This is a genomic window from Phenylobacterium sp., assembly GCF_030697925.1.
Lineage (GTDB): Bacteria > Pseudomonadota > Alphaproteobacteria > Caulobacterales > Caulobacteraceae > Phenylobacterium.
Window position 1 is genome coordinate 1 of sequence record NZ_JAUYOJ010000146.1, and the last position, 10,991, is coordinate 10,991.

Sequence of the window (10,991 nt, forward strand, 5' to 3'; positions counted from 1 at the left end):
TCCCTGAGCATCGCCACGCGCTGCTCCAAGCGCCCAAGCTCCCTGAACGGCATCGGAAGGGCCCTCCCTTCCACAGCCTCAACTGTCAGGGAGCAACCCGGTCCAAACTGTCAGGCATCTACCCGGTTCATACCGCGCCGCGACCCCTCACCCTACCCTCTCCCCTCGAGCGGGGAGAGGAGGTGAAATGTCCCCGCGCACGCCGCCAGACTCGCCAGGTTCACACTTCTCGGCTATAGCGCCGCCGTCATGACGCGCGTCTCGCACCACCACGGCTATCACCATCCGACCTCGCATTGCGGGATCGGCCGGGATCGCATGGCCTAAAGCGAACCTCGCCCGAGCCCCCGCACCATGCGGATGGGGCTCGCTGATCAAGCTCCATCCGTCGTACCTTTCGCCCGAAGGACCCGATGATGGACTTCCCCGATGCCCTCCGCGCCTTGCCGTCCCGCGCGCCAGCCTTTAGGCGAGCGCGATGACCAGCGACGCACCCCGCCCCGAAGCCCGCGCGCCGCGCGGCTTCAACGACCGCCGCGCCCGCGACCTCGCGGCCGAACGCCAGATTCTGGAGAAGGTGTCGGCGGTCTATGAGCGCTATGGTTTCGAGGCCTTCGACACCGGCGCCTTCGAATATGCCGACGCGCTGGGCAAGTTCCTGCCCGACGCCGACCGTCCCAACGAGGGCGTCTTCGCCCTGCAGGACGACGACGAGCAGTGGATGGCCCTGCGCTACGACCTGACCGCGCCGCTGGCGCGGTTCGTGGCCCAGAACTGGGAGACCCTGCCCAAGCCGTTCCGCCGCTACGCCTTCGGGACCGTCTGGCGCAACGAGAAGCCCGGCCCGGGCCGGTTCCGCGAATTCACCCAGTGCGACGCCGACACGGTGGGCTCGGCCCGCCCGGAGGCCGACGCCGAGATCATCGCCATGGTGGTCGAGGGGCTGGAGGCTGCGGGTCTGCCTGTCGGGTGGTCGGTGGTGAAGATCAACAACCGCAAACTGCTGAACGGCCTGCTGGCCACCGCGGGCGTCGCCGACGAGGGTCAGAAGCTGGCCGTGCTGCGCGCCGTCGACAAGCTGGACCGCCTGGGTCCGGAGGGCGTGCGGCTGCTGCTGGGCGAGGGGCGCAAGGACGAGTCCGGCGCCTTCACCAAGGGGGCGGGCCTGAACACCGCCGGGGCCGAGGCGGTGCTGGCCTTCGTCGCCGCCGGGGCCGAGGGGCGGGTCGAGACCCTGGACCAAATCTCCAACATCATCGGCGGGTCGGCCGAGGGCGACGCCGGCCTGGCGGAGCTTTCGGCCATTCATCAGGCCCTGACCAGCCTCGGGGTCGGTCCCGACCGGGCGGTGTTCGAGCCCTCGATCGTGCGCGGCTTGGAATACTACACCGGCGCGGTCTTCGAGGCCGAGCTGCTGCTGGAGACCAAGGACGACAAGGGCGCTCCGATGCGCTTCGGCTCGATCGGCGGCGGCGGACGCTATGACGACCTGGTGGCCCGCTTCACCGGCCAGCAGGTCCCGGCCACCGGCTTCTCGTTCGGGGTCTCGCGCCTGGCCTCGGCCCTGCGCGCGGCGGGCCGCGAGGCGGAGGCGCAGGCGAGGGGCCCGGTGGTGGTCATCGCCTTCAGCCAGGAGGACATGGCCGAGTACTTCAAGGCCGCTGGCGAGCTACGCGCCGCCGGGATCGCCGCGGAGGTCTATCTGGGAACCTCGGGCATGCGGCCGCAGATGAAATATGCCGACCGCCGGCTGTCGCCCGCCGCCGTCATCCTGGGCGGGGACGAGATCGCCGCCGGCAAGGTGACGATCAAGGACCTCGACCTCGGCCGCGAACTCGCCGCCGCGGTCACCGACAACGCCGAGTGGCGCGAGCAGCGGCCGGGCCAGCAGGTGGTCGACCGCGCCGAGCTAGTGGCCACGGTGCGCAAGATCCTGGACGCTGACCAGCTCAAGGTGGGCAAATGAGGGCCGAACCCGCCGTCCCCGTCGCCGCCCTGGCCGCCATCCGCGCGCCGTTCGAGACGCTCGGCGCCGAGACCGTCGACGTGCCGATCCTGCAGCCGTTGGGCCTGCTGCTCGACCTGGCCGGCGAGGCCATGCGCGCGCGGCTGTTCGTGGTCCAGGCCGCGGGCGGGGAGGAGACCTGCCTGCGTCCTGACTTCACCGTGCCGGTGGTGCGCCAGCATCTGGAGAGCGGCCGCGAGGCCGGACGCTACTACTATGAGGGCAAGGCGTTCCGCTCGGCGCTCGGCGCCGACCAGCCCGACGAGTTCCGCCAGATCGGCCTGGAGCGCTTCGCCGCCCATGGCGAGACCCTGGAGGCCGACGCCGAGATCGCCGCCCTGGCCTGGGCCTCGGCCGCGGCCGGCGGGCGCGCCGACCTGACCCTGCACCTGGGCGACATCGCGCTGTTCTCCGCCTTCCTGGAGACACAAGGCCTGGCGCCGTCCCTGGCCGCCCGGCTGAAGCGGGTCGCCGCCCGGCCGCGCCTGCTGGCCGCCGAGCTGGCCCGGGCGGGAGCCGAACCCGGCGCCCCCGACGACGGACGCCTCGCCGACCTGCTGGCCGGCCTGTCGGAGGCCGACGCCGCAAGCCTGCTGGAGGAGGTCTGGTCCCTGGCCGGGGTCGAGCCGGTAGGCGGTCGCGGCGCCGCCGAGATCGCGCAGCGGCTGATCCGCCGGGCCGACGCCGCCCGCGCGCCCGCCCTGACCGTCGCCCAGGCCGAGGCCGTTCGCCGCTTCCTGGCGGTCGACGATACGCCCGCCGCCGCCTTCGCCACGGTGCGCGCCATCGCGGGCAAGTCAGCCGACCTCGAGGCGGCGCTCAACGCCTGGAGCCGGCGGCTGGAGCTGCTGGCCGCCGCTGGCGTCCCGGCCGATCGCCTTCGGTTCGCCACGGCGCTTGGCCACGCCTTCGACTATTATGACGGCCTGACCTTCGAGGTTCGCTCGGGGGCGCTCGCGCCCGACCGGGCGGTGGCGGTGGGCGGTCGCTATGACGGCCTGCCCGCGCGGCTGGGCGGCAAGACGGCGGTCAAGGCTGTGGGCTGCATGGTCCGGCCCTGGCGGGCCTGGGCGGGAGGCGAGGCATGAGCGAACCCCTGATCGTCGCCGTGCCCTCGAAGGGGCGGCTCAAGGAACAGGTCGAGGCCTGGCTGTTCGACTGCGGACTATCGCTCTCCGTCTCCGGCGGATCGCGGGGCTACATGGCCGAGCTCAAGGGCGTCCCGGGCGTCCAGGTGCGGCTGCTCTCGGCCGGGGACATCGCCGAGGCCCTGGACGCGGGCGAGGTCCAGCTGGGGATCACCGGCGAGGACCTGCTGCGCGAGCGCGGCGGCGACGTCGACGCCCGCATCCTGCTGCTGCGGGCGCTGGGCTTCGGCCGCGCCGACCTGGTGGTGGCCGTGCCCAAGAGCTGGCTGGACGTGGAGACCATGGCCGACCTGGAGGAGGTGGGCCACGAGCTGGTGGCGCGCACCGGCCGCCGGATGCGGGTGGCCACCAAGTACCTCGTTCAGACGCGAACCTTTTTCGCCCGCCACGGGGTCGCCGACTACCGGATCACCGAATCCGGCGGCGCCACCGAGGGCGCGCCGGCCGCGGGCTCGGCCGAGCTGGTGGTCGACATCACCACCACCGGCGCCACCCTGGTCGCCAACGGCCTGAAGATCTTGTCCGACGGGGTCATACTGAAGAGCCAGGCCCACCTGACCGCCTCCCTTCGCGCGGACTGGAGCGGCGGCCAACTGGCGGTGGCCGAACGGCTGCTGCGGACCATCGAGGCCCGGGCTGTGGCCCACGACAGCGCCATCCTCACCTGGCCCGCCGATCCACGCGACGCCCAGGTGGTGGAGGGCCTCGTGGCGCGGGGCGCGACCCGCCGGCCAAACGGACTTTTGACACCGGTGGACAGGATTGCCGAGGCCTCCATCGCCCTGGCGACCGCGGGAATCGGGCCGGTCACGGCCTCGAGTCCCGACTTCGTATATGATGTTGGTTGTGTCGCACACGAAACACTACTGTCGCGGGTGAAGAATTGACAGCGCCGTCAAAAAGACTCGCGCTGCACGCTAGAAACGCTGCCGCTGGGTAAGTCCGACCAAGATTTACCCTGTACGCTGATTTCGGCGCATTGACTCGGGTCAGAAATTGCCGTTTTCTCAGTCCTGCGAGAGACATGGCGGCGCAAGTCTTCCAGTCTCCGGCGTTTCGGGGAGGAAACGCCCGCTCAATAAGAGCGACTGCTCAAAATAAGGCCCGCTGCGATTATCCCCCGCAGCGGGCCAAATTTTTGTCCGCCACCATTTTTGACGACGCTGTCAAAACACGATTCAGCGCGCCCGGAGGCGACGACCTGGGGCGATCCGATCCTTGGGAACTCAATTCGCCCCTATCCGGTTCCGCTGGCTTTGCGCCGCCAGGAAGCGCTAGGAGATGGCGGGGCCTACTCCCCAAGGGGACCAAGCCATGGCGAAGACACCAAACTATCAATTCGAGAAGCGAGAGCGCGAGCGCGTGAAGGCCAACAAGCTGGCCGAACGCGCCGACGCCAAGCGCGAGCAGCGCGAACGCGCCCGGGCCGAGGCCGCCGGCCCGCCCGCCGATCCCGAGCCGACGGAAGACTGAGCATGCAGGACGGCGTCGTATTCAATCATGAGACCGTATCGCTGGACGGCGAGAGCTTTTCAGGCTGCGAGTTCCGCGACTGCCGCCTGGTCTATGCCGGCGGCCCGGTCCCCAGCTTCAAGGATTGCCGCTTCGAAGGCTGCGAGTGGAAGATGGACGAGGCCGCGAACCGGACCCTGGCCCACCTGAAGGTCATGTGGAGCGTCGGCGAGAAGGGGCCCGTCCAGGCGCTGATCAAGGAAGTCACGGTCGCGCGCTGAGGCGCCCGGCGGGCGTTGGGGAGGGGACGATGACCGAACACCTGCCGCGGGTGAGCGCGCTCAGTTGGGGCGTGAAGCAGAGCTTCCGGACCTATGTGGAGGCCGCGGGCGGCGTGATCGAGGTCCGCGACGGCGCAGAGCGCGCCGAGGACGGCGCCTTCACCTTCGCCGCGGCGCCGGGCGGCGACTTGAGGCTGGACGCCGAGGGCAAGCTGTCGGGACAGGGCTCGTTCCTGGGCGAGGTGCGGTTCGCGGCCCACGGCGGCATGCTCTCAGTGTGTCTCGCCGACCCCATCCTGGAGATCGGTCCGTCCCGCGCGGTGGTCACCGTCGCCGACAGCAGCGCGCGCGACTACCGCCTGGAGGTCGCGCAGCTGGACCTGGGGGCGATGACCTCCGGGGAGGCGGGCGAGATCGTTATCCCCGCGACGGTTTCGATGCACGGCAGCCAATGGCTCGGCGACCACTATCCGCCCAGGACGCCGCTCGACCCGGTGCGCCTGATCCTCGCGCGCCGCTGAGGTCGCCATGCGCAAGCCCGTCGCCACCAAGGCCCTCTATGCGGGATCCTTCGACCCGGTCACCCGCGGCCACCTGGACATCATCGGCAAGGCCCTGCGCACCTTCGACACCGTGCATGTCGCCATCGGGACCAATGTCCGGAAAACCCGCATGTTCGGGGTCGAGGAGAGCCAGCGCCTGCTCGCTCGTTCGATCACGGAGCGCTGGCCGCAGGCGGCGACGGCCGGGACGGACGCCCTGTTCGAAGGCGCCCTGGAAGTGGGGGAATACGCCAACCAGAGCCTGATCGCCTATGCGCGCCGGATCGGGGCGACCCACATCGTGCGCGGCCTACGCGAGGCGAGCGACTTCAACGAGGAATTCAACCTGCACGGGGTGGCGGGCCGGATCGACCCGTCGATCCTGATGGTCCACTTCATCTGCGAGGCCCAGTTCCTCCACGTCTCATCCAGCACCGCCAGGGAGCTCGACGCCGTGGGTGAGCGGATCGACTGGCTGGTCATGCCCAGCGTCGAGGCGGCCTTCGCGGCCCGCCGGGGCTAGGACGCCGGCGGCCTCCAGGCGATGAGGCCTTCCGTCCGTGCACGGACATCCGGCGAGGCCAGGCAGGTGGCGACGGCCTCGTAGCCCGGCGCGCCGGGATAGGGGGCCACCCGTGTCGGCGGCGCATGATTGGCCGGGCAGAGGATGATCGCCTCGTCCGGGCCCACGGCGGCCAGGTCCAGGATCGCGCAGGAGCGGGTCATCAGGAACAGCGGCCGCCCGCCGGGGCCCCGGCGGCGCAGGTGGGCGATCAGGGCCTCCTGGGTCGGCTCGTCCAGCCCCTGTTCCACCATGTCGACCACCAGGATCGCCGGGGCGTCGGCTTCGAGGGCCGTGAGCAGGGCGACCAGGGCGTCGGACTCCGTCGCGCCGTCCTCGGCGAGCCAGGCCAGGGTGGCGTCGACCCGCGCCTTCAGGACCGGGTCGGCCTCCAGCCGCGCGCCGTCCGCCGTCCGCTCCAGGGGCAGGAAGGCGGCGTCCTCCAGGGTCTCGGCCAGGCGCATGGCCAGCCGGGTCTTGCCGCTGCCCAGGGAGCCGATGATGTAGTTCAGCGGCCGGATGTCGCGAAGCTCGAAGCGCTCGCCACCCCAAGGCCAGGGCAGGTCGAAGGCGACGCTGATCTCGCCGGCCGGCCCCGCCAGCCGCGCCAGGTCCGCGGCGGCCGGCGCCTTGCCCTGGGCGAGGTCGGTCCGCAGGCCGCGCACCTTTTCCACCGCGCCGGCCAGCTGGCGGGCGCGGTCCTCGAGGCTCGCCTGGTGCGCGGCCAGGGCCGGCTCCAGGCCCTGGGGATCGCCGCCCAGCACCCGGGCGGTCTGGGCGAGGCTGAGGCCGAGCGCGCGCAGGGCCGCGATCTCGGCGGCGCGGGCCATCTCGTCGGGACCATAGGCCCGCCATCCGGCCGCGGTGCGCACCGGCGCCACGAGGCCGCGCTGCTCGTAGAGGCGCAGGGCCTTGGCGGAGACGCCGAGCCGCCGGGCGGCCTCGGAAGGGTTCAGATATTGGGCGGAAGAGCTCACGAATCACCTCGTTGCTGGCTGACCGCTGTCCTTATCGGGGCGGTCCCAGGGGACGGGTCAACAGGCTTTCTCGGCCGTGACGGCGCGGATCGGCCCGGCGACCGTGCGGGGCTGGGCGCCAGGCCTTGCGATTCCAAAGCAACAGACGGAGTTCGCCAGCCTGGGGTCGAGCCTAGACCCCCGCTGCGCCTTCCACCGGAAGGCCTCACCCAGGCAGCAAGGAAGAGATCCCATGTCGAAAGAAGAAGACAACAAGGCCATCGTCGGCCGCTGGTTCACCGATTTCTGGGGCAAGACCTGCGACCTGGCCATCGTCGACGACCTCGCCGCGCCGGACATGCTCCTGCAATATTCCCTGCACGAGCCGCGTCGCGGCCGCGACGCCATCAAGGCCTTCATGACCGGGTTCCGGGAGGCCTTCCCGGACCTCGAGTTCTGGGGCGCGGCGGACCTGATCGCCGAGGGCGACTACGTGGTCGGCCGCTGGGAAGGCGGCGGGACCCACACCGGCCCGGCGTTCGGCGACTTCCTGACCGGCGCCCTGCCGGCCGCCACCGGCCGGACCATGCGCTTCACCGGCACGACGGTCCTGAAGCTGAAGGACGGCAGGATCGTCGAGGAGATCGGCCTCGACGACGGGGTCACGGCGCTGACCCAGCTGGGCCTGATCCGCGCGGCCTAGGCTCTTGTCGCGATAGAAGCGGACGGCGGCGCGCCGATACGCCGCCGTCCGTGTCGTCACCAGATCCGGACGCGGTCGGCCGGCGCCACATACATGGCGTCGCCCGGCTTGACGCCGAAGGCCTCGTAGAAGGCGTCGATGTTCTTCACCGGCACCTGCACCCGGTACTTGGGCGGCGAGTGCGGGTCGGAGACCAACTGCTGGCGCATGCGGTCGTCACGGTACTTGCCCCGCCAGACCTGGGCCCAGCCCAGGAACACCCGCTGGTCGGCGGTCAGGCCGTCGATCACCGGGGCCGGCTGGCCCTTCAGCGACAGGTGGTAGGCGTCCAGCGCCAGCAGCAGCCCGCCCAGGTCGGCGATGTTCTCGCCCATGGTCAGGTCGCCGTTGATATTGGCGCCGGGCAGGACCTCGACGGCGGCGTACTGCTTGCCGAACTTCTTGGCCTGGGCGTCGAACTTGGCGGCGTCCTCGGCGGTCCACCAGTCGGTGAGCTTGCCGTCGCCGTCCGACTTGCGGCCCTGGTCGTCGAAGCCGTGGGTGATCTCGTGGCCGATCACCCCGCCGATGCCGCCATAGTTGACCGCCGGGTCGCCCTGTGGATCGAAGAACGGCGGCTGGAGGATGGCGGCTGGGAAGACGATCTCGTTCTTGGTCGAGGAGTAGTAGGCGTTGATGGTCGGGGGCGTCATGCCCCACTCCTCGTCGTCCACCGGTCCGCCCAGCCGCGCGGCGCGGTAGTCCCACTCGAAGGCGCTGGCCCGCTGGATGTTGCCGTAGAGGTCGCCCTCCTTGATCGTCAGGCCCGAATAGTCGCGCCATGTGTCGGGATAGGCGATCTTCACCCGGAACTTGGCGAGCTTCTCCAGGGCCTTGGCCTTGGTGGCCGGACCCATCCAGTCCAGCTTCTCGATCCGCGCGCCCATGGCGGTGCGGATGTCGCCGACCAGGGCCTCCATCTTGGCCTTGTTCTCGGCGGGGAAGTAGGCGGCCACATAGACCTTGCCCAGGGCCTCGCCGACATTGTTGTCGATGGCGATCACGCCGCGTTTCCAGCGGGGCTGCTGCACCGGCTGGCCCGAAAGGGTCTTGCTGCGGAACTCGTAATGGGCCTGATCGAAGGCCTTGGAGAGATAGGGCGCGGACTGGTCCGCCAGGTTGAACGCCGACCAGGCCTTCAGCGTGTCGAGCGGGGTCGCCGCATAGATCGCCGCGATCTTCGGGAAGGCGGTGTTCTCGGACACGATCACGCGATCGGTCTTGAGGCCGGCGCCGTCCAGATAGGCCTTCCAGTCGAAGCCCGGCGCATAGGCCTGGAGCTTGGCGACCTCGAAGGGGTTGTAGGTCTTGTCGTCGTCGCGGCGCTCGGCCCGGGTCCAGGAGACCTTGGCGATCTCGGTCTCCAGGGCGACGATGGCCGCGGCGTTCTCCGCCGGCTTCTCCCAGCCCGCCAGGGTCAGCAGCTTGGCGACATAGGCTTCATACGCGGTCTTCTGGGGCGCGAACTTGGCGTCCAGATAATAGTCGCGGTCGGGCAGGCCGAGGCCCCCCTGCACCAGATAGGCCGCGTACTTCTCGGGATCCTTGGCGTCGTCATGGACATAGGAGCCGAAGAACGAGCCGCCGAACCTGCGCGACGTGCCGCCCATGTGGCCGGCCATCTCGTCCTGGGACTTGATGGCGCGGATCGTCGCCAGGTCGCCGGCCAGGGGCTTGGCGCCCAGGGTCTCGACCGCAGCTTCGTCGACGAAGCTGCGGTAGAAGGCGCCGATCTTGGCCTCCTCGCCGGTCGCGCCCGGGTTGGCGGCGGCCTTCTCGACCACGGCGCGCATGCGGTTCTGCGACAGCTCGTTCAGCGCGTCGAAGGCTCCGTAGCGCGAACGGTCGGCGGGGATCTCCAGCTTGTTGAGATAGGTCCCGTTGGCATAGTCGAAGAAGTCCTTCGAGGGCGCGACGGACAGGTCGCGGCCCGCGGCGTCGAAGCCCCAGGGGCCCATCCGCGGGGCCTGGGAGAGGTCGGGCGCATTGGCCGCTAGGGCCGGCGCGGACGCGCAGATCAGGGCTGCGGCCGACGCCGCGCCCAACCAGAGGGTCTTCATGGAATGCGGAGCTTTCATAAGCAGTTGGATTGGCGCGACCGTGGACCGGCCGCGCCCCCCGAAGCACGTTACATTTTGTTTAGGCGAATGCCGCCGCCGACGGACAAATTCCTGCGCTAGAACGGACGGCCAGTGTCTCGGCGCCTACTCCGAACCAATCCCAAGGGTGAAACATGCAGGCCCCTCTCCGCGCGATACTCATCTTGGCCGTCGTCGCGACGGCGGCTCCGGCCGCGGCGGCGACCGATGGCGCCAAACCACCCGCCTTGGCGGCGGGTGCTCCCCGCGACGGCGCGCGTGACTTCGACTTCGAGTTCGGCGTCTGGAACACGCACCTGACCCGGCGCCTACGGCCGCTCACCGGCTCGACCACCTGGGTGGACTACCAAGGCGTGACCACGGTTCGGCCGGTCCTGGGCGGGGCGGCCAATCTGGTCGAACTGGAGGTCAAGGGTCCGGCCGGTGAGATCAAGGCGATCTCGCTGCGGCTCTACGAGCCGGCCGCGCGGCATTGGACCCTGAACTTCGCCAACGGCCAGGACGGCCTGCTGACCAGTCCGATGACCGGTGAGTTCAAGGATGGGGTCGGCACATTCTACGACCAGGACACCCTGAACGGCCGGGCGATCCTGGTGCGGTTCGTCATCTCGTGCGCGAAGCCGACGGTCTGCCGTTTCGAGCAGGCCTTCTCCGACGACGGCGGCAAGGCGTGGGAGGTGAACTGGATCGCGACGGACACGCGCGTCTCCGCGACCGTGCCCGCCGCCTGAGGACCCTGCTCTAGGCGTTCGCGGAAAGGGCCGCGATCGCCTCGGCGCGGATGGCCTTGTAGTCGAGCTTGCCGTTCGGGGCCCGCACCACCGGCGCCAGGACCAGTTCGCGCGGCGCCTTGTAGTCGGCCAGCAGGCTCTTCACGTGGGCGCCGAGCTCGGAAAGCGACGGAACCCCGTCGCCGGTGAAGTCGACCACCGCGCAGATGCGCTCGCCGAACCGCGGATCGGGCACGCCCACCACGGCGGCGTCGCGAACGCCCGCGAAGCGCTTCAGCGCCTCCTCGACCTCTTCCGGGAAGACCTTCTCGCCGCCGGTGTTGATCACCTGCGAGCCGCGGCCCAGCAGGGTGATGGAGCCGTCGGCCTCCACGGTCGCCCAGTCGCCGGGCACGCTCCAGCGGGTCCCCTCGAAGGTGCGGAAGGTCTTGGCCGACTTCTCCTCGTCCTTGTAGTAGCCGACCGGGGTGTGG

The 10,991-nt window shown here is 70.2% G+C and carries 11 protein-coding genes and 1 pseudogene; 9 read left to right on the forward strand and 3 right to left on the reverse strand.

Annotated features, from left to right (window positions below; genetic code table 11):
• Window positions 1-478 precede the first annotated feature (478 nt).
• The 7 genes from hisS (at window position 479) to coaD (ending at window position 5,951) form a co-directional block, all read left to right on the forward strand.
• Window positions 479-1,966, forward strand: a complete 1,488-nt coding sequence (hisS, locus tag Q8Q88_RS13475; protein WP_305675700.1) for a histidine--tRNA ligase — start codon at window positions 479-481, stop codon at window positions 1,964-1,966.
• Window positions 1,963-3,093, forward strand: coding sequence for an ATP phosphoribosyltransferase regulatory subunit (locus Q8Q88_RS13480; RefSeq protein WP_305675701.1), 1,131 nt, complete (start codon window positions 1,963-1,965; stop codon window positions 3,091-3,093). The genes hisS and Q8Q88_RS13480 overlap by 4 nt, the downstream gene beginning before the upstream one ends.
• Window positions 3,090-4,040, forward strand: a complete 951-nt coding sequence (gene hisG, locus Q8Q88_RS13485) for an ATP phosphoribosyltransferase (protein ID WP_305675702.1) — start codon at window positions 3,090-3,092, stop codon at window positions 4,038-4,040. Before Q8Q88_RS13480 ends, hisG begins: the two co-directional genes overlap by 4 nt.
• Window positions 4,041-4,467: 427 nt before the next feature.
• Window positions 4,468-4,626, forward strand: coding sequence for a hypothetical protein (locus tag Q8Q88_RS13490; protein WP_305675703.1), 159 nt, complete (start codon window positions 4,468-4,470; stop codon window positions 4,624-4,626).
• Window positions 4,627-4,628: 2 nt separating this feature from the next.
• On the forward strand, window positions 4,629-4,886 hold the full coding sequence (locus Q8Q88_RS13495) for a hypothetical protein (protein WP_305675704.1): 258 nt from the start codon (window positions 4,629-4,631) through the stop codon (window positions 4,884-4,886).
• Between the two features lie 29 nt (window positions 4,887-4,915).
• Entirely contained in the window at window positions 4,916-5,407 is a 492-nt protein-coding gene (locus Q8Q88_RS13500; protein WP_305675705.1) for an HtaA domain-containing protein, read from the forward strand.
• A 7-nt stretch (window positions 5,408-5,414) separates the two neighbouring features.
• Complete coding sequence (gene coaD, locus Q8Q88_RS13505) at window positions 5,415-5,951, forward strand: pantetheine-phosphate adenylyltransferase (RefSeq protein ID WP_305675706.1); 537 nt, start codon at window positions 5,415-5,417, stop codon at window positions 5,949-5,951.
• Here the strand turns inward: coaD and Q8Q88_RS13510 are convergent.
• Window positions 5,948-6,967, reverse strand: coding sequence for a MerR family transcriptional regulator (locus Q8Q88_RS13510; protein WP_305675707.1), 1,020 nt, complete (start codon window positions 6,965-6,967; stop codon window positions 5,948-5,950). The genes coaD and Q8Q88_RS13510 overlap by 4 nt on opposite strands.
• A gap of 232 nt (window positions 6,968-7,199) precedes the next feature.
• Here Q8Q88_RS13510 and Q8Q88_RS13515 point away from each other — a divergent pair, with 232 nt between their 5' ends.
• On the forward strand, window positions 7,200-7,649 hold the full coding sequence (locus tag Q8Q88_RS13515) for an ester cyclase (RefSeq protein WP_305675708.1): 450 nt from the start codon (window positions 7,200-7,202) through the stop codon (window positions 7,647-7,649).
• 56 nt (window positions 7,650-7,705) lie between these two features.
• Here Q8Q88_RS13515 and Q8Q88_RS13520 read toward each other — a convergent pair whose 3' ends face one another.
• Window positions 7,706-9,748: a M13 family metallopeptidase gene (locus Q8Q88_RS13520; protein WP_305675709.1), complete on the reverse strand. Its 2,043-nt coding sequence runs from the start codon at window positions 9,746-9,748 to the stop codon at window positions 7,706-7,708.
• A gap of 203 nt (window positions 9,749-9,951) precedes the next feature.
• On the opposite strand from Q8Q88_RS13520, the gene Q8Q88_RS13525 reads away from it, so the two are divergent.
• Window positions 9,952-10,518: a hypothetical protein gene (locus Q8Q88_RS13525; protein WP_305675710.1), complete on the forward strand. Its 567-nt coding sequence runs from the start codon at window positions 9,952-9,954 to the stop codon at window positions 10,516-10,518.
• Between the two features lie 10 nt (window positions 10,519-10,528).
• Here the strand turns inward: Q8Q88_RS13525 and Q8Q88_RS13530 are convergent.
• Window positions 10,529-10,991, reverse strand: a pseudogene (locus Q8Q88_RS13530) (acyl-CoA synthetase); the annotation flags it as partial.

Coding starts and splice junctions, on each gene's coding strand:
- hisS (WP_305675700.1), top strand. CDS start 479: ATGACCAGCGACGCACCCCGCCCCGAAGCCCGCGCGCCGCGCGGCTTC.
- Q8Q88_RS13480 (WP_305675701.1), top strand. CDS start 1,963: ATGAGGGCCGAACCCGCCGTCCCCGTCGCCGCCCTGGCCGCCATCCGC.
- hisG (WP_305675702.1), top strand. CDS start 3,090: ATGAGCGAACCCCTGATCGTCGCCGTGCCCTCGAAGGGGCGGCTCAAG.
- Q8Q88_RS13490 (WP_305675703.1), top strand. CDS start 4,468: ATGGCGAAGACACCAAACTATCAATTCGAGAAGCGAGAGCGCGAGCGC.
- Q8Q88_RS13495 (WP_305675704.1), top strand. CDS start 4,629: ATGCAGGACGGCGTCGTATTCAATCATGAGACCGTATCGCTGGACGGC.
- Q8Q88_RS13500 (WP_305675705.1), top strand. CDS start 4,916: ATGACCGAACACCTGCCGCGGGTGAGCGCGCTCAGTTGGGGCGTGAAG.
- coaD (WP_305675706.1), top strand. CDS start 5,415: ATGCGCAAGCCCGTCGCCACCAAGGCCCTCTATGCGGGATCCTTCGAC.
- Q8Q88_RS13515 (WP_305675708.1), top strand. CDS start 7,200: ATGTCGAAAGAAGAAGACAACAAGGCCATCGTCGGCCGCTGGTTCACC.
- Q8Q88_RS13520 (WP_305675709.1), bottom strand. CDS start 9,748: ATGAAGACCCTCTGGTTGGGCGCGGCGTCGGCCGCAGCCCTGATCTGC.